This window comes from Pseudomonas sp. PDM24, from assembly GCF_019218905.1.
In the GTDB taxonomy this organism is placed as follows: domain Bacteria; phylum Pseudomonadota; class Gammaproteobacteria; order Pseudomonadales; family Pseudomonadaceae; genus Aquipseudomonas.
The window spans coordinates 75,108-99,092 of sequence record NZ_JAHUWR010000009.1 but is presented as its reverse complement, the minus strand read 5'-3'; the positions used below and the strand labels follow the sequence as shown (position 1 = coordinate 99,092).

Here is a 23,985-nt window from a genome sequence, read left to right as displayed (position 1 = left end):
CGATGGCTTCAGGTGTTGATAAAACTCTTGGGTGGTTGATGCAGGCTGATTTTCGCGTCATAGAGCAGGTTGATCAACTCGACGATCATGATCGCCGTCAGCCCCCAGATCTTGTACTCGCCATAACGGTAGCTCGGCACGTACCAACTGTGGCCCTGATAGTCGATGCGGTGAGTGTGCTCTCGTGGGTCTTTGCGGAAGAACTCCAGCGGCACGCTGAACACCGCGGCGATCTCGGCATCGTTGGCCTGGTATTCGACGAAATCCGGAATCACGCCAACATAGGGCGTGACCTTGATGCCGTGCAGGGAGATCAATGGGCTCAGCGGGCCGATCACTTCAACCAGCCCCGGCGGCAGGCCGATTTCTTCTTCGGCTTCGCGCAGGGCGGTAAAAATCAGGTCAGGGTCTTCGGGGTCGCGTCGACCGCCGGGAAAGGCAACTTCGCCGCCATGGGTCGAAAGCCCGCTGGCGCGAAGGGTTAGCACCAGTTCCGGTTCGTCACTGCGCGTGATGGGCACCAATACCGCGGCTTCGGGGAAACGTCGGTCGGTTTCCAGCGTACGCGGCGTGTGATTGCTTACCCGGTGCAGTAGCTCGTCCAGCATGAGTCTTCTCGATCTGTGCCTTACCCTGCATCATGCACCAATCGCATCGGCCGCCCAAGCCCCGAACAGCCTCATGTCGCGAAACGACAACTTGCCGACCGACACCGCTGCACGCCAAGATAGGCGCAGCATTCAGGAACCCAAGCATGAAATTTTGCAGCCAGTGCGGCAACCCGGTAACCCAGCGCATTCCCGAAGGCGATTCGCGCCTGCGTTTTGTCTGCGACAGCTGTCATACCATCCATTACCAAAACCCCAATATCGTCGCCGGTTGCGTGCCGGTCTGGGGTTCGAAGGTGTTGCTGTGCCGTCGCGCCATCGAGCCACGGCTCGGTTACTGGACCCTGCCCGCCGGGTTCATGGAAAACGGTGAGACCATCGAGCAGGCCGCCATTCGCGAGACCGCCGAGGAAGCCTGTGCCCGGGTGCGCAACCTGAGTATCTATACACTGATCGACGTGCCACACATCAGCCAGGTGCATGTGTTCTTTCGCGCCGAGCTGGTGGACCTGGATTTTTCCGCGGGGCCCGAGAGTCTGGAAGTGCAACTGTTCGAAGAAGCCGACATCCCTTGGGGCGAACTGGCTTTCCGCACGGTGGGCCGTACCTTAGAATGCTTCTTCGCTGACCGGCGGACCGAGGTCTACCCCGTGCGGTCCGAATCGATCCCGCCGCTCGTCCAGCCTGCCATCATTTAAAGCTGCCACACATAAAAGCACCTATAAAATAAATAGTCGCGACACCTCTTAGGGATATCGTTTCAATGCGCTGGTTGCTTGCTGTTTTTTGCTTATCGTTCGCCGCTGTCAGCCAGGCTTCCTCCACGGAAACGCTGGACGGCAAAGTCATCGAAAAAGTCCTGGTTCTCAAATCGGCCCATCAATTGCAATTGATCAATGATGGCAAGCCGATCAAGACCTATCGCATTTCCTTAGGGAAACGCCCCAAGGGGCCGAAGCTGATGGAGGGCGACAAACGCACCCCCGAAGGCTTTTATTGGGTGGACTGGCGCAAGATCAGCGACCGTTTCAACCTGGCGATGCACATCTCCTACCCCAACATCAGCGACGCCGCCCGTGCCCGGCGCGAAGGCGTCGAGCCTGGCGGCATGATCATGATCCACGGCACCCCGGACACCGAAGACAATCCCGAAGACCTGTTCCATACGCTGGACTGGACCGATGGTTGCATCGCCATGCGCAATATGGACATGCGCGAGGTTTGGGGTTTGGTGCCGGACGGCACGATGATTGAGATTCGCCCCTAAGGGCTACCTTCAAGGCTGGCGAGGAGCTTTTGTGGCGAGGGGGTTGCCTGTGGTGATCTGACCCCAACATTAGGATTGGTATCCAACTTTTTGGGTGCAGATCAAAATCCGGGAGCGGGTTGCCCGCGAAGAGGCCCGCACAACCAATGAAAATCTCAAAGCCCGCTGACCGTCACAGGTCCAGCGGGCTTTTTTCATTGTCCTACCCCTGCGGGTCCAGATGATCCAACACACGATTCACCGACAACTCCGCCAACGAAATCATCTGCTGAATCCCCAAGGCCAGATTGCACGCTGGCCCAGTGAGGTCGTACGCCAACTCACTGGCCATGACATTCGCCGAAGCCAGGGTTTCACAGGCATGGGCCAGCAGAGTTTCGGAATCTACGTTCGGCGCGACCACGAAGATCGTACTTGGACGCTGGCCGGCTTTGACCTTCTTTTGGGAAGGTGGCGCGAGATAGTGATCGAGTGCACGGATTGCGGCGTCGTGGAGTTTTTTGGAATTGAGGCAGGCGTAGGGGGAAACGGATTCGTTTTCCATGTTTGTTTCTAAATCTGTTTCTACGTCTGTTTCTACGTCTGTTTCTGGAGGATTTGGGCTGTCTTTGATCATTGTGAAACTCCTAACAAAAAGTTGGAGCTACCAGCATCACTTGCAGATGATGGGTGGCAGCTGTGCGCGGGTCTGCAAGACCGAGTTGTTAGGCCCTCGGCAGACCCGAAGGTCTCCCGCACACAGCCACCATAAATCGATGACCATTGATTTAAGCGCCACGATTATAGGTGCGCTTAAAGGTGTCTAACAAACTATCGGCGGGCTTGCAGTCCCGGTCACTGAATTGGCAGCGACAGCCAAAGGTTAGAGAGTCCACTTCCGACGGACAACCTGAAAAACTTATGGGAAGGTTCTGATATTTTTAGCAATCAATAAACATCGTTGTCTGTAAGGCCGCCATCGCGAGCAGGCTCGCTCCCACAGTGGGTCGGAGTACATCTGAGGGAGATTGGTCGGCTGTCAGGCCGTCTTCGCGGGCAAGCCTCGCTCCTACAAGTGGGGCGATGTATGTCTGCGAGAGATTGGTCGGCTGTCAGGCCGCCTTCGCGAGCAAGCCCGCTCCCACAGTGGAGCGGCGTACACCCGCCTTTCACCACTCAACAGGCCGAGCGTTAGCTCGCCTGCAGCTTTTGATCTGGCTTTTGATCTTGATCTGCCCGCCCCTTCGGGAGGCCTCGTTCCGGTGTTTATCTGGGGATTGGCGCGTAGCGCCGTTCGACGCAGTCGAACCCATCGCATGTAGGTCGTAGCGAAGCAGACCGTAGGGCGATGCCCCCAGATGGATACCGGAGCGAAGGAACGCCGAGCTTCAGCGAGGGGCCGGACGCTTGGGGCGAGACCTTTTGGGTACTTTTGGGGCGTTTGCCAAAAGTGCCTCGCCGTAAGGGCGAAACCCTAAGCCGCCGTTACCGCAGCAACGGATATGTACTCAATCAACAAGAACCTGGTCGGCCCGAAGGCCGCCACGCCCCAAATCGCAGCCAACAAAAAACCCGCTGAAATCACTTTCAGCGGGTTTCTCATTTTCAGCGGCCAGGAAGATCAGAAATCTTCCAACCGCCACACCTCGTAAGCCGGCGTCTCATAGGGATGGCTCTCTTTCAGAGCCACCACCACCGCCCGAATCAACTCATCGCTGACCACAAGCTCAACCTTCCATTCCTCAACCTGCTCGACCTGCCCCGCTTCACCAATAAACGGCTGACTGCCATCCAGAGGACGAAACTGACCCAACCCGAACACCTGCCACGCGCAGTGATCATAAGCCCCGATCCGCCCGCCACCGGCAGCGAACACAGCACTCTTGACCACCTCGACATGACTGGCCGGAACAAAAAAACCGAGCTTGTACACGGCAATCAGCTCCCCGCTCTTAGTTAACCCAAACGCGAGCGTTACGGAACATACGCATCCAGGGTGCGTCTTCGTTCCAGTCTTCCGAACGCCACGAGTTCTGCACGGCGCGGAATACCCGCTCCGGGTGCGGCATCATGATGGTCACGCGACCGTCACGGCTGGTCAAACCGGTGATCCCGCGCGGCGAGCCGTTCGGGTTGGCCGGGTAGTTTTCGGTGACCTTGCCGTGGTTGTCGACGAAACGCATCGCCACGCAACCCGACAGATCGGCTTCCAGCAACGCTTCTTCGCTGGCGAATTCGGCATGGCCTTCACCGTGAGCGATAGCGATTGGCATGCGCGAACCGGCCATGCCTTGCAGGAAGATCGAGTTCGACTCCTGGACCTGAACCATGGCAACGCGAGCTTCGAACTGCTCGGAACGGTTACGCACGAAGTGCGGCCAGAACTCGCTGCCCGGGATCAGCTCGTGCAGGTTGGACATCATCTGGCAACCGTTGCAAACGCCGAGGGTGAAGCTGTCGTTACGTTCGAAGAAGCCCTGGAAGGCATCGCGAGCGCGGCTGTTGAACAGCGCGGACTTGGCCCAGCCTTCGCCGGCGCCCAATACGTCGCCGTAAGAGAAACCGCCACAAGCCACCAGCCCCTTGAACTCGTTCAGGTCGACACGGCCGGCCAGAATGTCGCTCATGTGCACGTCGATCGCGTTGAAACCGGCGCGGTCGAACGCAGCCGCCATTTCCACCTGACCGTTGACGCCCTGCTCACGCAGCACGGCAACCTGTGGGCGGATGCCTTTCTTGATGTAAGGCGCGGCGACGTCCTGGTTGACGTCGTAGCTGAGCTTGACGCTCAGGCCCGGGTTGTCTTCTTCCAGCAGCACGTCGAACTCTTGTTCGGCGCAGTCGGCGTTATCACGCAGACGCTGGATCTGGTAGCTGGTCTCGGCCCACTGACGTTGCAGCAGACGACGCTGACCTTCGAACACGGTGTCGCCGTTGAAGGTGATGCTGATCTCGCCATTGTTCATCGGCTGACCGATCACCGACACGCAGTCACCCAGGCCAGCTGCGCTGAACTGCGCGAGGATGTCCGGAGTGGCGTCTTGGCGAACCTGGATAACAGCACCCAGTTCTTCGTTGAACAGGATCGCGGCGATGTCGGCGGAGGTTTCTGCCAGACCGTCGAGGTTCAAGCTCAGGCCGCAATGACCGGCGAAGGCCATTTCCACCACGCTGGTCAGCAGACCACCGTCGGAACGGTCGTGGTAAGCCAGCAAATGACCGTCGGCGTTGAGGCCCTGGATCACGGCGAAGAAGGCTTTCAGGTCTTCGGCGTCATCGACGTCCGGGGCCTGCTTGCCGAGTTTGCCGTGAACCTGAGCGAGGATCGAAGCGCCCATGCGGTTCTGACCGCGACCGAGGTCGATCAGGATCAGGTCGGTGGTGCCCTTGTCCATGCGCAATTGCGGGGTCATGGTCTGACGGATGTCAGCCACTGGGGCGAAGCCGGTCACGATCAGCGACATCGGCGAAGTCACCGTCTTGTCGACGCCTTCGTCGTTCCAGCGGGTGGCCATGGACATCGAGTCCTTGCCCACCGGAATGGTAATGCCCAGGTCCGGGCACAGTTCCATGCCGACCGCTTTCACGGTGTCGTACAGACGCGCGTCTTCACCCGGGTGACCGGCAGCGGACATCCAGTTCGCCGACAGTTTGATGTCGGAGATTTTGGCGATGCGCGAAGCCGCGATGTTGGTCAGGGTTTCGCCGATGGCCATGCGACCCGACGCCGGAGCGTCCAGCAGAGCCAGCGGAGTACGCTCGCCCATGGCCATGGCTTCACCGGTGTAGACGTCGAAGCTGGTAGCGGTGACGGCAACGTCGGCCACCGGAACCTGCCACGGGCCGACCATCTGATCACGGGCCACAAGGCCGGTGATGGTGCGGTCGCCGATGGTGATCAGGAAGCTTTTGCTGGCCACGGCCGGGTGATGCAGAACGCGCTCGACGCAGTCAGCGATCTCGAGGGTCGACGGATCGAAATCGTCGCCCAGCTCGTTTTCGCGAACGGCCGAACGGTGCATGCGCGGGGCTTTGCCCAGCAGCACTTCGAGCGGCATGTCCACCGGGCTGTTGCCGAAGTGGCTGTCGGTCACGGTCAGTTGCGGTTCGGCAGTGGCTTCGCCGACCACGGCAAACGGGCAACGCTCACGTTCGCAGATCGCCTGGAAGCGTTCGAAGTCCGCAGGCCCAACCGCCAGAACGTAGCGTTCCTGGGATTCGTTACTCCAGATTTCGTGCGGGGCCATGCCCGGCTCGTCGTTTGGAATGTTGCGCAGTTCGAAGCGACCGCCACGGTTGCCGTCGTTGACCAGTTCCGGGAAGGCGTTGGACAGACCGCCCGCGCCGACGTCGTGGATGAAGCTGATCGGGTTTTTATCACCCAACTGCCAGCAACGGTCGATGACTTCCTGGCAGCGACGTTCCATTTCCGGGTTTTCGCGCTGTACGGATGCGAAGTCCAGATCGGCCGAACTGGTGCCGGTGGCCATGGAAGAGGCAGCACCGCCGCCCAGGCCGATGAGCATTGCCGGGCCGCCGAGCACGATCAGCTTGGAGCCAACGGTGATCTCGCCTTTCTGTACGTGTTCGGCACGGATATTACCCATGCCGCCAGCCAGCATGATCGGCTTGTGGTAACCGCGAACTTCGTCGCCACGCGGGGTGGTGATCGATTGTTCGAAGGTACGGAAATAGCCGGTCAGGGCCGGACGACCGAATTCGTTGTTGAACGCGGCGCCCCCCAGTGGACCTTCGATCATGATGTCCAGCGCGGTCACGATGCGCTCAGGTTTGCCGTATGGCACTTCCCACGGCTGTTCGAAGCCCGGGATTTGCAGGTTGGACACGGTGAAACCGGTAAGGCCAGCCTTTGGCTTGGCGCCGCGACCGGTTGCACCTTCGTCGCGAATCTCACCGCCGCTACCGGTGGACGCGCCCGGGAACGGGGCAATCGCGGTCGGGTGGTTGTGAGTTTCGACTTTCATCAGGATGTGCACCGGTTCCTGCACCGCGCCGTACTGACGGGTTTCAGGGTCCGGGAAGAAACGGCCGGCGACGGAGCCGACGATTACCGAGGCGTTGTCCTTATAAGCCGACAGAACACCGTCGCTGTGCATCTGATAGGTGTTCTTGATCATGCCGAACAGGCTTTTTTCCTGGCTCTGACCGTCGATGTCCCAACTGGCGTTGAAGATCTTGTGGCGGCAGTGCTCGGAGTTCGCCTGGGCAAACATCATCAATTCGATGTCATGCGGGTTGCGCTTCAAGCCGACGAAGGCTGCGACCAGATAGTCGATCTCGTCTTCGGCCAGGGCCAGGCCCAGCTCGGTGTTGGCTTTTTCCAGCGCGGCGCGGCCGCCACCCAACACGTCGATCGCGGTCAGGGGCTTGGGTTCGGCGTGGCTGAACAGGCCGGCGGCTTGTTCAAGGTTGTCCAGCACGATCTGGGTCATGCGGTCGTGCAGACCGTCAGCAATCAGCTGCGCTTCAGCGTCGCTGAACTGGCCGGCGACGTAGAACGCGATGCCGCGCTCCAGGCGCTGGATTTTCGTCAGGCCGCAGTTGCGAGCGATGTCGCTGGCTTTACTGGACCATGGCGAGATGGTGCCGAAACGTGGCAACACCAGAAACAGGCGACCGGTTGGCTCTTGTACTGGAACGCTTGGGCCGTACTTCAGAAGGCGCGCGAGCACCTGCTGTTCGTCGCCGGTCAGGACGCCGGTAACTTCGGCGAAGTGAGCGAATTCAGCATACAAGCCGCTGACAGCCGGAACCTTCTGGCTCAGTTGCTCAAGGAGTTTGCTGTGGCGAAAGGCAGAAAGGGCAGGAGCGCCGCGCAGGATCAACATCTTCGGGACAGCCTCGGGAAGGGGTGTGCTTTGAGGCCGTGCATTCTAGCCTAAACCGCCCGCGACATCACCCGAAACGGTACGCACGGCTGCGCCCGAACGTCGGGCCGGGTATTCGGGCCCTGAACAGGTGCGCGCCGAGGGTTATTTTTTCTGTCACAAAATGCTGTCCGGGCCCATTCCTGCGGGCTCCAAGCGGGTTTTAGACTCTCTAGCAGACAAGCCCTTCGCTGTCGAGATATGGCGCTCGTGGTCCTTTGCGTATACTGCGCAGATGTTTTCCCCAACGGCTTTGCGTCCGCGGTACGCCAAATGGCTGATCGCAACCGGACTCTTCCTGGTGCTCGGTGGCTGTGTTGATAAACCCAACACGCTGGAGCGCGTAAAGGAGGATGGCGTGCTGCGGGTGGTTACCCGTAACAGTCCCGCCACCTACTTTCAGGATCGCAACGGTGAAACCGGCTTCGAATACGAGCTGGTGAAGCGCTTCGCCGACGATCTGGGGGTCGAGCTCAAGATCGAAACCGCCGACAACCTCGACGACCTGTTCAATCAGGTGGGCAAGCCCAATGGCCCGGTGCTGGCTGCTGCCGGCCTGGTCAGCAGCGAAGAACGAAAAAAACAGGTGCGATTTTCCCACTCCTACCTCGAAGTCACCCCACAGATCATCTACCGCAACGGCCAGTCACGGCCGACCGACGCAGGCGACCTGGTCGGCAAGAAGATCATGGTGCTCAAGGGCAGCACCCACGCCGAGCAATTGGCAGCGCTGAAAAAGAAATATCCCGGCATTGAATACGAAGAGTCCGACGCGGTTGAAGTCGTCGACTTGCTGCGCATGGTCGACGAAGCCCAGATCGATCTGACCCTGGTCGATTCCAACGAAGTCGCGATGAACCAGGTGTACTTCCCCAACGTGCGGGTCGCCTTCGATCTCGGTGACGCCAGCAATCAGAGCTGGGCCGTGGCCGCCGGCGAAGACAACAGCCTGCTCAACGAGATCAACGATTACCTCGACAAAGTGAAGAAAAACGGCACCCTGCAACGCCTCAAGGATCGCTATTACGGGCACGTCGATGTACTCGGTTACATGGGCGCCTATACCTTCGCCCAGCATCTGCAGCAGCGGCTGCCCAAATACGAACAGCATTTCAAGACGTACGCCAAGAAAGAGAAAGTCGACTGGCGCCTGCTGGCGGCGATCGGTTATCAGGAATCGCTGTGGCAAGCGGCGGTCACGTCCAAGACCGGCGTGCGCGGATTGATGATGCTGACCCAGAACACGGCGCAAGCCATGGGCGTGTCCAATCGACTCGATCCCAAGCAGAGCATCATGGGTGGGGCAAAGTACCTGGCCTATATGAAAGAGCAACTGGATGAGTCGATCCAGGAGCCGGATCGTACGTGGTTCGCGCTCGCAGCCTACAACGTTGGCAGCGGTCACCTGGATGACGCGCGCAAACTGGCGGCCAAGGAAGGGTTGAACCCGGACAAGTGGCTGGACGTGAAGAAAATCCTGCCGCGTCTGTCCGAGAAGAAGTGGTTCAGCAAAACCCGTTACGGCTACGCCCGGGGTGGCGAGCCGGTGCACTTCGTGGCGAACATCCGTCGTTACTACGACATCCTGACGTGGGTCACGCAGCCGCAGCTGGAAGGCAATCAGGTCGCCGAAGGCAACCTGCATGTGCCGGGGGTCGACAAGACCAAGCCGAGCCAGGAAACCCCGCCGCTTTAAATCGTTGTCGTCTCCAAAGACGCCTTCGCGGGCAAGCCTCGCTCCTACAGGTTTGTGTCAAACACACAATTGCGATCGACACGAAACTGTAGGAGCGAGGCTTGCCCGCGAAGGCAGCGCCGCCGATCTCAACCCTTCAGTGCAGCAGCCAGAATCAGCGCCTTCATCTCGGAAACAGCCGACTTGAACCCGACAAACAACGCGTGGGCCACCAACGCATGGCCGATGTTCAGTTCATTGATGCCCTTGATCGCCGCAACAGCCTCGACGTTGTGATAGTGCAGACCGTGGCCGGCGTTGACGATCAACCCCTGGGCCAGACCAAATGCCACGCCATCGGCCACGCGCTTGAGCTCTTCAGCGACTTCGGTTGGCGTCTCGGCGTCCGCATAACGCCCGGTGTGCAATTCGATGGCTGGCGCACCAACACGGCGTGATGCTTCGATCTGCCGCTCGTCAGCGTCGATGAACAGCGATACTTCACAGCCGATCTTCGCCAGACGATCCACCGCAGCCTTGATCCGCGCCTCCTGCCCTGCCACGTCCAGACCGCCTTCAGTGGTCAGCTCCTGACGGGTTTCCGGGACCAGGCAAATGTGCGCCGGGCGGATGCGTTCGGCGAACGCCATCATTTCTTCGGTGACGCCCATTTCGAAATTCATGCGGGTTTGCAGCACATCCTTGAGCAGCAACACGTCGCGCTCCTGAATATGCCGACGGTCTTCGCGCAAGTGCACGGTGATGCCGTCAGCGCCCGCCTCTTCCGCGTCCAGCGCTGCCTTGACCGGATCCGGGTAGCGAGTACCCCGGGCCTGACGCAGGGTGGCAACGTGGTCGATGTTCACGCCAAGAAGAATGCGATTGCTGGTGGTCACGGAAGCGCTCCTGAAATAGGGGAAAGTTCGGTGCACAGCATACACGGGGAGCCTGGGTCTGTTGACGCAAGGCTTGCGAAACTATGGCTTGCGAAACAACTCGCGACTGACTAGCGGACGACCGCCCAAATGAACGGCCAGCGCCTGACGCATCAAGCGCTTGGCAGCGGACAGCGCTCCGGGCGCGGACCAGTCGGCATCGGCCATGGCCAGCAATTCAGTGCCGTTGAACAGACCCGGTTGCAGCAGATAGACCCGTTCCAGGCCTGCATCCACTTGTAAGCGGTAGAGGCCATCCGGCGCGATGGGGTCGCCATGGATATCAGTGTTCAAGGCGAAACCGTAACCGAGGTCATCGAGCAAACGCCATTCGAAGGAGCGCAGCAATGGCTCCAATGGACGGCCTTCGGCCAGGGCGAGCAAGGTCGCGGCGTAGTGATCGAAGACTGCGGGATGGGGGTCTTCGGCGGGCAGCAGACGGATCAGCAACTCGTTGAGGTAGAGACCGCTGAACAGCGCCTCGCCGTTGAGCCAGGTGGAAACACCGGCGCTTTCCATGCGACCGACGTTTTTCAATTCACCCCGCCCACGGAATTCGACTTCCAGCGGCACAAACGGCCGCGCCAGGGTTCCAGCCTTGCCCCGCGCGCTGCGCAACACCGCCCGTAGCCGACCTTGCGGCGTAAGGAAATCCACCAGCGCACTGCTTTCGCGGTAGGCACGGGAGTGGAGGACGTACGCGGGTTGGCCGATGGGGGCTTGAGACATGGAAGTCAGGGTTCTCAATGACGGAGCGCAGTTTTAAAAACAACCCAAAACCAATGTGGGAGCGGGCTTGCTCGCGAAAGCGGTGTAACAGTCAACATCAATGCTGAATGTTACATCCTCTTCGCGAGCAAGCCCGCTCCCACAGTAGATCTATGTGCTGCCAAACGGTTTACAGGTCGCCGTAACCCAGCGAACGCAACGCACGTTCGTCATCGGACCAGCCACCCTTAACCTTGACCCACAGGTTAAGCATGATCTTGGAGTCGAACAGCAACTCCATGTCCTTGCGCGCCTCGGTGCCGATGCGCTTGATGCGCTCGCCCTTGTCGCCAATGATGATTTTTTTCTGGCCGTCACGTTCGACGAGGATCAACGCATGGATGTGCAGGGTTTTGCCCTGCTGCTTGAACTCTTCGATTTCCACGGTGATCTGGTACGGCAGCTCGGCGCCCAACTGGCGCATGATTTTCTCGCGCACCAGTTCGGCGGCAAGGAAGCGGCTGCTGCGGTCAGTGATCTGATCTTCCGGGAAGAAGTGATCGTTTTCCGGCAGGTGCTCGGCGATCACTCGTTCCAGCGCGTCCAGGTTGTGCCCGTGCTGGGCCGAGATCGGCATGATCTGCGCGTTCGGCAGCTGTTCCTGCAACCAGCTCAGGTGCGGCATCAGCTCGGATTTGTCTTCGATACGGTCGGTCTTGTTCAGCGCCACGATCAGCGGGCCGGTCACGTATTGAACGCGCTCGAGGACCATCTGGTCTTCGTCGGTCCACTTGGTGCGGTCAACCACGAAGATCACCACGTCGACGTCTTTCAACGCCGCCGAAGCGGTCTTGTTCATGTAGCGGTTCAGAGCCTTTTCGCCGCCCTTGTGCATGCCCGGGGTGTCGACGTAGATCGCCTGAACGGCGCCTTCGGTCTTGATGCCGAGCATGTTGTGACGGGTGGTCTGCGGCTTGCGCGAGGTAATCGCCAGCTTCTGACCCAGAATGTGGTTCAGCAGCGTGGACTTGCCCACGTTGGGACGGCCGACGATGGCAACATAGCCACAGCGAGTTGCGGTTGAATCAGTCATTGCCATTCTCCACACCCAGGGCAATCAGTGCTGCGGCGGCCGCTACCTGTTCGGCAATACGACGACTCACACCCTGACCTCGGCTTTTTTCATTCAGTAAGATGATTTCACATTCGACGAAGAACGTCCGGCAATGCGGCTCACCCTGGATATCCACCACTTCGTAACGCGGCAGCTCGCAACCACGGGACTGCAGGAATTCCTGCAGGCGGGTTTTCGGATCTTTGTTGGTATCGACCAGCGTCAGGCCTTCGAACTCTCCGGCCAGCCAGGCCAGCACGCGCTCGCGCGCCATGTCCATGCCGGCGTCCAGGTAGATCGCACCAATCAGCGCTTCGAGGGCATCGGCCAGAATCGATTCGCGACGGAAACCACCGCTTTTCAATTCGCCGGAACCCAGGCGCAGGTATTCGCCCAGATCGAAACCACGGGCCAGTACGGCCAGGGTTTCACCTTTCACCAAGCGGGCGCGCAAACGCGACAACTGGCCTTCGCGGGCCAGCGGGAAGCGATCGAACAGCGCCTCGCCAGCGACGAAGTTGAGGATGGCATCACCGAGGAACTCCAGGCGTTCATTGTTGCGCCCGGCAAAGCTGCGGTGAGTCAGGGCCAGGACCATCAGTTCCTGGTCTTTGAAGGTGTAGCCGAGCTGACGCTCTAGACGGCTTAAGGAGACGCTCACGGTTTACCCACGCTGAGTTCGTGGCTGGATTCCACCGCCATCGCCGTGGTGCGGCGCAGGCTTGGGACAATTAACGCTGTGTTCAAAAATAACGTCCTGAATATCATTGTTTTCATGCGTCCGGTGCCGATTATGCCGACTCCAGAAATGCATTCGGCGCTGTGTTCAACAGCGCCGTGTGTGATTACTTGATCAGGCCAACCCGCGAGAAATTCGGCAGGTGACTGAGTTTGGGTTCCGGCCAGCTCATCCAGACTGCGAAGGCCTTGCCGACGATATTCTTGTCGGGAACCATGCCCAGCAGATTCTTGGGAATACTCGGATCATCCCAGTAGCGACTGTCGTTCGAGTTGTCGCGGTTGTCGCCCATCATGAAGTAGTGCCCGGCAGGCACGGTCCACGAACGATCCGGCGCTGCGCGGTAGCGGCTCATTTCCTTGCGGATAAGGTGCTCGGCGATGCCGAGCTTTTCCTTGTAGAGCTCGGCGCTGCCCAACGTGCCCGGCTCGGAGCCGACCAGTTGTTCGGCGATCGATTCACCGTTGACGAACAGACGCTTGTCTGCGGTATAGCGAATCTGGTCACCCGGCAGGCCTACCACACGCTTGATGTAATTGACGTTCGGGTCGCTCGGGTAGCGGAACACCATCACATCACCGCGCTGCGGATCACCGACTTCGATGACTTTCTTGTCGATCACCGGCAGGCGGATCCCGTAAGAAAACTTGTTCACCAGAATGAAGTCGCCGACGTCCAGGGTCGGTTTCATCGAGCCGGAAGGAATCTGGAACGGTTCCACCAGGAACGAACGCAGCACCAGTACGATGAACAACACCGGGAAGAACGACTTGCCGTATTCGACCAGCAGCGGCTCTTTGTTCAGTTTCTCGACCACCACCATGTCAGCCTGGCTGACGCTACCCTGATAAGAGTTAATGGCAGCCCGGCGCCGTGGCGCCAGGAACAGCAGATCGAGCAACGCCAACAGGCCGCAGACGAACACGGCGATGACCAGCAACAGCGGGAAATTTAGTGACATAGGACCTAACTATCCAACCTGAGCACGGCAAGGAAGGCTTCCTGTGGAATTTCCACGTTACCGACCTGCTTCATGCGTTTCTTACCGGCCTTTTGCTTTTCCAGCAGCTTTTTCTTACGGCTGACGTCACCACCGTAGCATTTGGCCAATACGTTCTTTCTGAGCGCCTTGACGGTTGTCCGCGCCACAATCTGCCCGCCAATGGCGGCCTGGATTGCCACGTCGAACATCTGCCGCGGAATCAGTTCTTTCATCTTCTCGGTCAACTGGCGACCTTTGTAGTGCGCATTGTCACGGTGCACGATCAACGCCAGGGCGTCGACCTTGTCGCCGTTGATCAGCACATCCAGTTTCACCAGACTAGCCGATTGGTAACGATCGAAATGGTAATCCAGCGAAGCATAGCCGCGGCTGGTGGATTTCAGGCGATCGAAGAAGTCCAGCACCACTTCGTTCATCGGCAGGTCGTAAGTCACTTGTACCTGAGTGCCGAGGAACAGCATGTCGACCTGCACACCGCGTTTTTCGATGCACAGGGTAATGACGTTGCCCAGGTGTTCTTGCGGCACAAGAATGTTGGCACGCACGATCGGCTCACGCATGTCTTCGATCGACGACAGGTCCGGGAGCTTCGACGGGTTATCGACGTAAATCGTTTCACCGGTTTTCAGCAACAGCTCGAAAATTACTGTCGGCGCGGTGGTGATCAGGTCCAGGTCGTACTCGCGCTCCAGGCGCTCCTGGATGATTTCCATGTGCAGCATGCCGAGGAACCCGCAACGGAAGCCGAAGCCCAGCGCGTCGGAGCTTTCCGGGGTGTACTGCAGGGACGAGTCGTTGAGCGTGAGCTTTTGCAGGGCTTCACGGAAATCTTCGAAGTCGTCTGAGCTGACCGGGAACAGACCGGCATATACCTGCGGCTGAATGCGTTTGAAGCCTGGCAGCACGTCAACGTCTGGCGTGGAGCTCAAGGTCAGGGTGTCACCGACCGGTGCACCGTGAATGTCCTTGATGCCGGCAATGATGAAGCCTACTTCGCCGGCCTTCAGGTCAACGGTGGCGGTGTGTTTCGGGTTGAAGACACCGACGCTGTCCACCAGGTGGATCTTGCCGGTGGACTTGACGAGGATCTTGTCGCCCTTCTTCACACGACCGTGACGCACACGTACCAGGGAAACAACGCCCAGGTAGTTGTCGAACCAGGAGTCGATGATCAACGCTTGCAGCGGATCTTCGTAGTTGCCGGTCGGCGCAGGAATCGTGGTTACCAGGCGTTCGAGCACTTCATCGACGCCCAGACCGGTCTTGGCAGAGCACTCGACCGCGTCAGTGGCATCGATGCCGATGATTTTTTCGATTTCTTCTTTGACGCGGTCCGGATCGGCCTGTGGCAGGTCAATCTTGTTCAGGACCGGCATGACTTCCAGGCCCTGCTCGATCGCCGTGTAGCAGTTGGCAACCGACTGCGCTTCAACGCCCTGACCGGCATCGACCACCAGCAATGCACCTTCACAGGCCGCCAGCGACCGGCTGACTTCGTAGGTGAAGTCAACGTGGCCGGGGGTGTCAATGAAGTTCAGCTGGTACTTGATGCCATCGCGGGCGGTGTAATAAAGGGTGACGCTGTGGGCCTTGATGGTGATCCCGCGTTCACGCTCCAGGTCCATGGAGTCCAGCACCTGGGCTTCCATTTCGCGCTCGGCAAGGCCGCCGCACATCTGGATGAAGCGATCGGCCAGCGTCGACTTGCCATGGTCAATGTGGGCGATGATGGAGAAATTGCGGATATGACTCAAATCACTCACGGATCAACACTCAAAAAGGCTGCAGGCATAGCCCGCCGAAAAATAGCCGGGAATTGTACCTGATCCACGACGCAAGCGTCACGTTCGCAGGTCAGACGGCGCGTACAAAAACGCCCCGGTCTTGCGACAGGGGCGTTTTGAGTGACAAGCCTTTCGGGAATAACCCGCGATCAACCGGCCCGGCGCAACAACCAGACCCCGGCCAGGGCACAGACTCCGGCCGGCACCAGCACCGCAAACAGCGGCGAGAAACCGAATACCAGGCTCGAAGGGCCGAGCAAATCCTGGACGATGCGGAAGGTGAAGCCCACCAACACACCAGTAAAGACCCGCTGACCGAGGGTCACCGAACGCAACGGGCCGAAGATGAAGGAAATCGCCATCAGCACCAATGCAGCGGTCACCAACGGCTGCAACACCTTGACCCAAAATGCCAGCCAGTACCGACCGTTGCTCAGGCCCTGGTCAGCCAGGTAGTGGATGTAACTCCACAGACCAGTGATCGACAGTGATTCCGGCGCCATCACCACAGTGCTCAGCAGTTGCGGGCTCAGCGCGACCTCCCAACGCTCCACCGGAGTCGTCACCACTTCGGTGTTCTTTTCATGGAACAACGTGGTCGTGACGTCGCTCAGTTGCCAGTGATCCGTGTCGAATTCCGCGCGTTTGGCGAAGCTCGAAGACAGGATGTGGCGCTGATCATCGAAGCGATAACGGGTCACACCGTACAGCAGACCATTGGGTTGCACGGAGTTGACGTGAATGAACTCGTCACCCTGACGGTGCCACAGACCGTGCTTGGCGCTTTGCGCATCGCCACTGCCCTGGGCCAGCGAGCGGTTGGCCTGAGCGGTGACTTCTGTTGCCGGCGCGACGTATTCACCGATCACCAGCCCCACCACCATCAAAAGCAGCATCGGCTTCATGACAGCCCAGACGATCCGCCCGAGCGACACGCCCGCAGCGCGCATGATGGTCAGTTCGCTGTGGCTGGCCAGGCTGCCGAGGCCGATCAGGCAACCGATCAGCGCCGCCATCGGTAGCATGTCGTACAGACGGCGCGGCGCGGTCAGCAGCACATAGCTCAGGACATCCATCAGGGTGTAGGTATCACTGACCTCACTCATCTCATCGATGAAGGCAAACAGCGTGGCCAGGCCGAGGATGATCCCCAGTACTGCCAGGATCGCGACGAACACGCTGCTACCGATGTAGCGATCGAGCTTATCCACGGGCCACCTCCAGCGCACTGCGGCGACTCGCCATCTTCAAGCGCAGCGGCTCCCAGTACAGCAAGCCCAGGCCAATGGCCAGGAAGATTGCATGCACCCACCACAAGCCCAGCGCCGCCGGGATCTTGCCCTTTTCGAGGGCGCCGCGAGCGGCAATCAGGATGGTCAGGTAAGCCATATAAAGAAGAATCGCCGGCAGCAGCTTGAGGAAACGGCCCTGGCGCGGGTTGACCCGCGACAACGGCACCGCCATCAGGGTCACGATGAAGACCAGCAGCGGCAGGGACAGACGCCATTGCAGTTCGGTGCGCGAGCGGATGTCATCATTGCCCAGCAGGGAGCGGGTGGTCATCGCGTCGCGATCGGTGACTTCGTCGCTGACGTCCGGCTTGGGCAGCAATACGCCGTACTCGTCGTATTTGATGGCGCGGTAGTCGGCCTGACCCGGATTACCGTCGTAGCGGTAGCCATTGTCGAGAATCAGATACCGATTGCCGTCGGGGCGAATTTCCTGACGGCCCTTCTCGGCCACCAATACGGAAATCCCGCGGTCCTTTTTGTCGGAATTTACATTCTTTTGCGAAATGAACACGCCGCCCAGATTGATGCGGTCATCCGACAATTGTTCGGTATAGGTCACCCGGGTACCGTCGCGTAAAGCCTGGAAACGGCCTGGCTCAAGGGTATCGAATTCAGTCAGTGCGTCCTGTTTGTTCAGCAGCAACTGGAACTGGTTGGCACCCTGTGGCGCCAGGCTCAGGCTCAGCCATGCCACCACCAGCGCAACCAGCGTGGCCGGAAACAGGGTGATGCGAAACAGTCGCTGCTGGCTCATGCCGGTGGCCGACAGCACGGTCATTTCGCTGTCGAGGTACAGACGACCGTAGGCCAGCAAAATCCCGAGAAACAGCCCCAAAGGCAGGATCAACTGCAGGAAACCTGGCAGACGGAAACCCATGATCAGGAACAGCGAACCCGGATCCAGAAGGCCAGAAGCCGCCTGGGCGAGGTATTTGATGAAGCGTCCGCTCATGATGATGACCAGCAGCACGGCGCTGACGGCGCTCAAGGTCAACAGGACTTCGCGGGATAGATAACGGAAGACAATCAAACCAGACACTCCAGGGTTGTCAGGCTAAGCGGCCAAACAAACAAACGTATCGGTCGGCCCGCAGGGCAGAGCCGCCGAAAAAGATGGCGCATTATCCTGTGATTGGGTGCGCCTGTCACTGCGCACGGCTCAAGCAGACACCTGAACCACCGAAGTTCGCACGACCGAGGGTTGTCAGGCGCCGGTAGCGAGGTTCAAACTGCGGCCTTTGTCGCTGGGCACTGCACCGGCGTCCTTCTACTTATAAGCAAGCTTCTGCGCGTCGCGCACTTTGACCATTAATTCAGGGACCCAGACATGGAACTGGTTGTAAAAAGCGTTAGCCCGGAAACGTTGAAGACCGCCACGCTGGTGGTCGCCGTCGGCGAAGGCCGCAAACTCGGCGCCGTTGCCAAACAACTCGACGAGCTGAGCGGTGGCACCCTCAGTGCCGTGCTCAAGCGCGGCGACCTGGCCGGCAAAGTCGGCCAGAGCCTGTTGCTGCACAGCCTGCCTAACCTCAAGGCCGAGCGCGTGTTGCTGGTGGGCGTAGGCAAAGATGAAGAGCTGGGCGATCGCCCGTTCCGCAAAATCATCGCCGGCATCCTCAACACCCTTAAAGGCCTGGGCGGCAGCGATGCAGTGCTGGCCCTGGACGAAGTCGTGGTCAAAGGCCGCGACAGCTATGGCAAGAACCGCCTGCTGGCCGAGACTCTGGTAGATGGCGGGTACACCTTCGACCAGTTCAAGAGCCAGAAAGCCGACCCGCTCGCCCTGAAGAAAGTCACCCTGGTGACCATCAAGGCCGCACAGGCTGAAGTCGAACGCGCCGTGGCCCATGCCACCGCGATCGCCAATGGCATGGCCTTCACCCGCAACCTGGGCAACCTGCCGCCAAACATCTGCCACCCGACGTTCCTGGGCGAGCAAGCCAAGAACCTGGGCAAAGAATTCAAGAGCCTGAAAGTCGAAGTCCTCGATGAGAAGAAGATCAAGGACCTGGGCATGGGCTCGTTCTACGCCGTCGGCCAGGGCAGCGCCCAGCCGCCGCGCCTGATCGTCATGCAATACAACGGCGGCAAGAAATCCGAGAAGCCGTACGCACTGGTCGGTAAAGGCATCACCTTCGACACCGGCGGCATCAGCCTCAAGCCGGGCGCGGGCATGGATGAAATGAAGTACGACATGGGCGGCGCCGCCAGCGTGTTCGGTACCTTGCGTGCCGTGCTTGAGCTGAAACTGCCGATCAACCTGGTGTGCATCCTGGCTTGCGCCGAGAACATGCCGAGCGGCAACGCTTCGCGTCCGGGCGACATCGTCACCACCATGAGCGGCCAGACCGTGGAAATCCTCAACACCGACGCCGAAGGCCGTCTGGTGCTGTGCGATGCCCTGACCTATTCCGAACGCTTCAAGCCGCAAGCGGTGATCGACATCGCCACCCTGACCGGCGCGTGTGTCGTCGCACTGGGTTCCCACACCTCGGGCCTGCTGGGCAACAACGACGAGCTGATCGGTCAACTGCTGAGCGCCGGCCAATCCGCCGACGACCGCGCCTGGCAACTGCCGCTGTTCGATGAATATCAAGAGCAGCTGGACAGCCCGTTCGCCGACATCGCCAACATTGGCGGCCCGAAAGCCGGCACCATCACCGCTGCCTGCTTCCTGTCGCGCTTCACCAAGAACCTGAACTGGGCGCACCTGGACATCGCCGGCACGGCCTGGACCAGCGGCGGCAAGGACAAGGGCGCCACTGGCCGTCCGGTTCCCCTGCTGACCCAATACCTGCTGGACCGCGCCAAAGCCTGAAACCGATGACCCCGAGCGGTGCCACTGACCAGTGGCGCCGCCCGGGGCTCAGGAACCGCAATGACCAAAGTCGACTTCTATATCCTGCCCAGCGCCGATCCTTCGGCACGGCTCGATTTCGCCTGCAAGCTCACCGAAAAAGCCTGGCGCATGGGCCACCGCATTTACCTGCACTGCAGCGATGCCGCCCAGCGTGATGACCTCGATGCGCGTTTGTGGGCCTTCAAGGGCGAAAGCTTCGTGCCTCACGGTCCCGCCGAAAGCGAGCCGGAGGGTTTGATTGTCCTGGGCCTTGGCGATGACTGCGGTCAGCATCAGGATCTGCTGGTCAATCTCGACCTGAAAGTCCCGGTATTTGCCAAACAGTTCGCCCGCGTGGCGGAAGTGGTGGTGGAAGATCCGACGATTCGTTCGGCTGCGCGGGAGAGTTTCCGTTTCTACCGCGAACAGGGCTATCCTCTGCAAGATCACCGTTTACAGCGACTCTGAGCATTCCGATGGACACTCCAAAACCGCAGCAAAATTCCGCGCATCTGCTGGATGACCTCGAGTCGATCCGCCAACTGCTCGGCGATGACAACCTGCAACCGCCCTTGCTGACCGACACGGTCATTGAAGGTGATCAGGAACAGATCCCCATGCTGTTCGACACTGTCGGCAATGCGCCGCAACCCGTCGAAACGACACCGCCACCCGCCCCAGCCGCGCAACCGTCGCCTGCCGCGAGCAAGGGCCCCGACGCCCTGCTGCACCTGGACAGCGAACTGCGCGCCGCCGCGCTGCTGATCATGCAAGACGTGATCGACGACTTCGCCCCGCACATCGAAACCGAAATCAAACGTCGGCTGGATGCGCGGATGGAGCGGTTGTTGAGTCAGTACGAATAAACACCACCATTCTAATGTGGGAGCGGGCTTGCTCGCGAAGAGGCAGTAACATTCAACATTAGTGTTGGATGACAGGCCGTCTTCGCGAGCAAGCCCGCTCCCACATTGTTTTTGTGCAATGGCTGATGGTCAGCTCATCCCGCGATCAACTCGCCCTACGCCCCACGCCCCGCTATACTTGCCGGCTTTTCCTGATTAAATGCCAATAGGGTCCCGCCGCGCATGGATAAGACCTACCAGCCGCACGCCATTGAAACTTCCTGGTACAACACCTGGGAGTCTGAGAATTACTTCGCCCCGCAAGGCGCGGGCGAGTCCTACACCATCATGATCCCGCCGCCGAACGTCACCGGCAGCCTGCACATGGGTCACGGCTTCAACAACGCGATCATGGACGCCCTGATCCGTTTCCGCCGCATGCAGGGTCGCAACACCCTGTGGCAGCCGGGTACCGACCACGCCGGTATCGCCACGCAAATGCTGGTGGAGCGTCAACTCGAAGCCCAAGGCCAGAATCGCCATGATCTGGGCCGCGAAAAATTCCTCGAGAAAGTCTGGGAGTGGAAGGATCAGTCCGGCGGCAACATCAGCCGTCAGATCCGCCGCCTCGGCTCGTCCGTGGACTGGAGCCGTGAGCGCTTCACCATGGATGACGGCCTCTCGGAAGCGGTTAAAGAAGCGTTCGTGCGCCTGCACGAAGACGGCCTGATCTACCGCGGCAAGCGTCTGGTCAACTGGGACACCAAGCTGCACACGGCGATTTCCGACCTCGAAGTGGAAAACCACGACGAGAAAGGTTTCCTGTGGAACCTGAAGTACCCGCTGGCCGACGGCGCCAAAACCGCTGAAGGTAATGATTACCTGATCGTCGCGACCACGCGTCCGGAAACCATGCTCGGCGACGCCGCCGTGGCGGTTAACCCGAACGATGAACGCTACAAAGCCCTGATCGGCAAATTTGTCGAGCTGCCGCTGGTTGGCCGCCGCATCCCGATCATCGCCGACGATTACTGCGACCCTGAATTCGGCACCGGTTGCGTGAAAATCACCCCGGCCCACGATTTCAACGACTATGAAGTCGGCAAGCGCCACAACCTGCCGCTGCTGAACATCTTCGACAAGAATGCTGACGTGCTGCCCGCGGCCCAGGTGTTCAACCTCGACGGCAGCGTCAACGAGCAAATCGACGGCACGCTGCCCGCCGAATACGTCGGCCTCAACCGCTTCCAGGCCCGCAAGGAAATCGTGGCCGCCTTCGAAGCCGCCGGCCTGCTGGTCAGCGTCGACGATCACGCCCTGAAAGTGCCGAAAGGCGACCGCTCCGGCACCATCATCGAGCCGTGGCTGACCGACCAGTGGTACGTCTCCACCAAGCCATTGGCCGAGCCGGCCATCGCTGCGGTTGAAGACGGCCGCATTCAGTTCGTGCCAAAACAATACGAAAACATGTACTTCTCGTGGATGCGCGACATCCAGGATTGGTGCATCAGCCGTCAGCTGTGGTGGGGCCATCGGATTCCGGCCTGGTACGACGAGTCGGGCAAGGTCTATGTCGGTCGCGACGAAGCCGAAGTACGCGCCAAGAACAACCTCGGCCCGGACGTTGCGCTGCAACAGGACAACGACGTTCTGGATACCTGGTTCAGTTCGGGCCTGTGGACTTTCTCCACGCTCGGCTGGCCGGAGCAAACCGAATTCCTGAAGAAATTCCACTCCACCGACGTGCTGGTGACCGGTTTCGACATCATTTTCTTCTGGGTTGCCCGGATGATCATGCTCACCATGCACTTGGTGAAAAACGAAGACGGCACGCCGCAGGTTCCGTTCAAGACTGTTTATGTCCACGGTCTGGTACGTGATGGCCAGGGCCAGAAGATGTCCAAGTCCAAGGGCAACGTCCTTGACCCGCTGGACATCATCGACGGTATCGAGCTGGAAGAACTGGTGCAGAAACGCACCTCCGGCATGATGCAGCCGAAACTGGCGAAGAAGATCGAGAAGCAGACCCGCGACGAGTTCGCCGACGGCATCGCCAGCTACGGCACCGACGCCCTGCGCTTCACGTTCTGCTCGCTGGCATCGACTGGTCGCGACATCAAGTTCGACATGGGCCGCGTCGAAGGCTATCGCAACTTCTGCAACAAGATCTGGAACGCTGCGCGCTACGTTCTGGACAAGGGCGAAGACTGCGGCCAGAACGGCGAAGCCTACGAGCTGTCGCTGGCGGATCGCTGGATCATTTCGCAGTTGCAACGCACTGAAGCCGAAGTCACTCGTCAGCTCGATCAGTTCCGTTTCGATCTGGCCGCACAAGCCTTGTACGAGTTCATCTGGAACCAGTATTGCGACTGGTACCTGGAACTCTCCAAGCCTGTGCTGTGGGACGAAAATGCACCGGTCGAACGTCAACGCGGCACCCGCCGCACGCTGGTGCGAGTGCTGGAAGTCGCGCTGCGTCTGGCGCATCCGTTCATGCCGTTCATCACCGAAGAAATCTGGCAGCGCGTCGCGCCGCTGGCCGGTATCGAAGGCAAGACGATCATGCTGCAACCTTGGCCAGTGGCCAACGAAGCACGCATCGATCAGGGCGCCGAAGACGACATCGAATGGCTCAAGGGCCTGATGCTCGGCACGCGTAACATCCGTGGCGAAATGAACATCGGTCCGGGCAAGCCGCTGAACCTGTTCCTGAAAAACGTCAGCGCCGAAGATCAGCGCCGCCTCACCGAGAACGAAGCGCTGCTGAAGAAGCTGGCCCGTCTGGAATCGATCACCGTTCTGAAAGCCGGCGAAGAAGCACCGCTGTCCGCCACCGCTCTGGTTGGCGAGATGGAAGTGCTGGTGCCGATGGCTGGCCTGATCGACAAAGATGCCGAACTGGCACGCCTGGACAAGGAAATCCTGCGTCTGCAGGGCGAAGTTCAGCGCGTCGGTGGCAAACTGTCCAACGCCGGTTTCGTTGACAAGGCCCCGGCCGAAGTCATCGAGAAGGAACGCGCCAAACTGGCTGAAGCTGAACAGGCTTTAAGCAAGTTGGCCGAGCAGCATGCGCGGATTGCCAGCCTGTAACGGCAAGTCGCAATGAAAACGGGAGGCCCGCAACGGCCTCCCTTTTTCATGCCCGCCCCTTTCCCCCCAAAAACACCAAAAAACCCTTTCTGTAGGAGCGAGGCTTGCCCGCGAAGAACGATGACGCGGTTCAACAGATACACCGCGCTATCCTTCTTCGCGGGCAAGCCTCGCTCCTACGGGATCCACCGCGCGGCCATTGTCTGTGGGACAATACCC

19 protein-coding genes are annotated in these 23,985 nt (G+C 59.7%); 7 read left to right on the top strand and 12 right to left on the bottom strand.

The window, feature by feature from the left end; translation table 11 throughout:
- Window positions 1-8 precede the first annotated feature (8 nt).
- Window positions 9-608 (bottom strand): CoA pyrophosphatase, encoded by a 600-nt coding sequence (locus KW837_RS25320; RefSeq protein WP_007897550.1) that lies wholly within the window; start codon window positions 606-608, stop codon window positions 9-11.
- Window positions 609-754: 146 nt separating this feature from the next.
- Between KW837_RS25320 and KW837_RS25315 the strand changes: the two genes are divergently transcribed.
- Both KW837_RS25315 and KW837_RS25310 read left to right on the top strand, forming a co-directional pair.
- Window positions 755-1,306, top strand: a complete 552-nt coding sequence (locus tag KW837_RS25315; RefSeq protein WP_218398945.1) for an NUDIX hydrolase — start codon at window positions 755-757, stop codon at window positions 1,304-1,306.
- Between the two features lie 65 nt (window positions 1,307-1,371).
- Window positions 1,372-1,875, top strand: coding sequence for a murein L,D-transpeptidase family protein (locus KW837_RS25310; RefSeq protein WP_192345534.1), 504 nt, complete (start codon window positions 1,372-1,374; stop codon window positions 1,873-1,875).
- A 202-nt stretch (window positions 1,876-2,077) separates the two neighbouring features.
- Here the strand turns inward: KW837_RS25310 and KW837_RS25305 are convergent, their stop codons facing one another.
- From KW837_RS25305 to purL, 3 genes are all read right to left on the bottom strand, one after another.
- Window positions 2,078-2,491, bottom strand: coding sequence for a DUF6124 family protein (locus KW837_RS25305; RefSeq protein WP_218398944.1), 414 nt, complete (start codon window positions 2,489-2,491; stop codon window positions 2,078-2,080).
- A 984-nt stretch (window positions 2,492-3,475) separates the two neighbouring features.
- On the bottom strand, window positions 3,476-3,787 hold the full coding sequence (locus KW837_RS25300; RefSeq protein WP_007905538.1) for a YqfO family protein: 312 nt from the start codon (window positions 3,785-3,787) through the stop codon (window positions 3,476-3,478).
- 19 nt (window positions 3,788-3,806) lie between these two features.
- Window positions 3,807-7,703, bottom strand: a complete 3,897-nt coding sequence (gene purL / locus KW837_RS25295; protein ID WP_218398943.1) for a phosphoribosylformylglycinamidine synthase — start codon at window positions 7,701-7,703, stop codon at window positions 3,807-3,809.
- Between the two features lie 274 nt (window positions 7,704-7,977).
- On the opposite strand from purL, the gene mltF reads away from it, so the two are divergent.
- On the top strand, window positions 7,978-9,438 hold the full coding sequence (mltF, locus tag KW837_RS25290) for a membrane-bound lytic murein transglycosylase MltF (RefSeq protein ID WP_192345531.1): 1,461 nt from the start codon (window positions 7,978-7,980) through the stop codon (window positions 9,436-9,438).
- A gap of 128 nt (window positions 9,439-9,566) precedes the next feature.
- Here mltF and pdxJ read toward each other — a convergent pair whose 3' ends face one another.
- The 8 genes from pdxJ to lptF all read right to left on the bottom strand — a co-directional run bounded on the left by pdxJ (window position 9,567) and on the right by lptF (window position 18,022).
- Window positions 9,567-10,313, bottom strand: coding sequence for a pyridoxine 5'-phosphate synthase (gene pdxJ / locus KW837_RS25285; protein WP_008004962.1), 747 nt, complete (start codon window positions 10,311-10,313; stop codon window positions 9,567-9,569).
- 81 nt (window positions 10,314-10,394) lie between these two features.
- The gene (gene recO, locus KW837_RS25280; RefSeq protein ID WP_008073131.1) at window positions 10,395-11,081 is read right to left on the bottom strand and encodes a DNA repair protein RecO; all 687 of its coding nucleotides are present in this window, start codon (window positions 11,079-11,081) and stop codon (window positions 10,395-10,397) included.
- A gap of 169 nt (window positions 11,082-11,250) precedes the next feature.
- Window positions 11,251-12,153 carry a GTPase Era gene (gene era, locus KW837_RS25275; RefSeq protein WP_008073130.1) on the bottom strand — a complete coding sequence of 301 codons (903 nt, stop codon included), beginning with the start codon at window positions 12,151-12,153 and terminating at the stop codon, window positions 11,251-11,253.
- A complete protein-coding gene (rnc, locus tag KW837_RS25270) occupies window positions 12,146-12,835 on the bottom strand; it encodes a ribonuclease III (protein ID WP_007905528.1) in 690 nt (229 codons plus the stop codon). The genes era and rnc overlap by 8 nt, the downstream gene beginning before the upstream one ends.
- Before the next feature lie 184 nt (window positions 12,836-13,019).
- Complete coding sequence (lepB, locus tag KW837_RS25265) at window positions 13,020-13,874, bottom strand: signal peptidase I (RefSeq protein ID WP_008073129.1); 855 nt, start codon at window positions 13,872-13,874, stop codon at window positions 13,020-13,022.
- A 5-nt stretch (window positions 13,875-13,879) separates the two neighbouring features.
- Window positions 13,880-15,679 (bottom strand): translation elongation factor 4, encoded by a 1,800-nt coding sequence (gene lepA / locus KW837_RS25260; protein ID WP_123494427.1) that lies wholly within the window; start codon window positions 15,677-15,679, stop codon window positions 13,880-13,882.
- A gap of 170 nt (window positions 15,680-15,849) precedes the next feature.
- Window positions 15,850-16,911, bottom strand: coding sequence for an LPS export ABC transporter permease LptG (lptG, locus tag KW837_RS25255; protein ID WP_008073128.1), 1,062 nt, complete (start codon window positions 16,909-16,911; stop codon window positions 15,850-15,852).
- Window positions 16,904-18,022, bottom strand: coding sequence for an LPS export ABC transporter permease LptF (gene lptF, locus KW837_RS25250; RefSeq protein ID WP_192345528.1), 1,119 nt, complete (start codon window positions 18,020-18,022; stop codon window positions 16,904-16,906). Before lptF ends, lptG begins: the two co-directional genes overlap by 8 nt.
- 297 nt (window positions 18,023-18,319) lie before the next feature.
- Here lptF and KW837_RS25245 point away from each other — a divergent pair, with 297 nt between their 5' ends.
- The 4 genes from KW837_RS25245 (at window position 18,320) to KW837_RS25230 (ending at window position 23,766) form a co-directional block, all read left to right on the top strand.
- Complete coding sequence (locus KW837_RS25245) at window positions 18,320-19,810, top strand: leucyl aminopeptidase (protein WP_218398942.1); 1,491 nt, start codon at window positions 18,320-18,322, stop codon at window positions 19,808-19,810.
- A 60-nt stretch (window positions 19,811-19,870) separates the two neighbouring features.
- Window positions 19,871-20,299, top strand: a complete 429-nt coding sequence (locus KW837_RS25240; protein ID WP_008072051.1) for a DNA polymerase III subunit chi — start codon at window positions 19,871-19,873, stop codon at window positions 20,297-20,299.
- Window positions 20,300-20,307: 8 nt separating this feature from the next.
- Window positions 20,308-20,697: a hypothetical protein gene (locus KW837_RS25235; RefSeq protein ID WP_008072054.1), complete on the top strand. Its 390-nt coding sequence runs from the start codon at window positions 20,308-20,310 to the stop codon at window positions 20,695-20,697.
- 222 nt (window positions 20,698-20,919) lie between these two features.
- Window positions 20,920-23,766 carry a valine--tRNA ligase gene (locus KW837_RS25230; RefSeq protein ID WP_218398941.1) on the top strand — a complete coding sequence of 949 codons (2,847 nt, stop codon included), beginning with the start codon at window positions 20,920-20,922 and terminating at the stop codon, window positions 23,764-23,766.
- The last annotated feature ends 219 nt before the right edge of the window (window positions 23,767-23,985 follow it).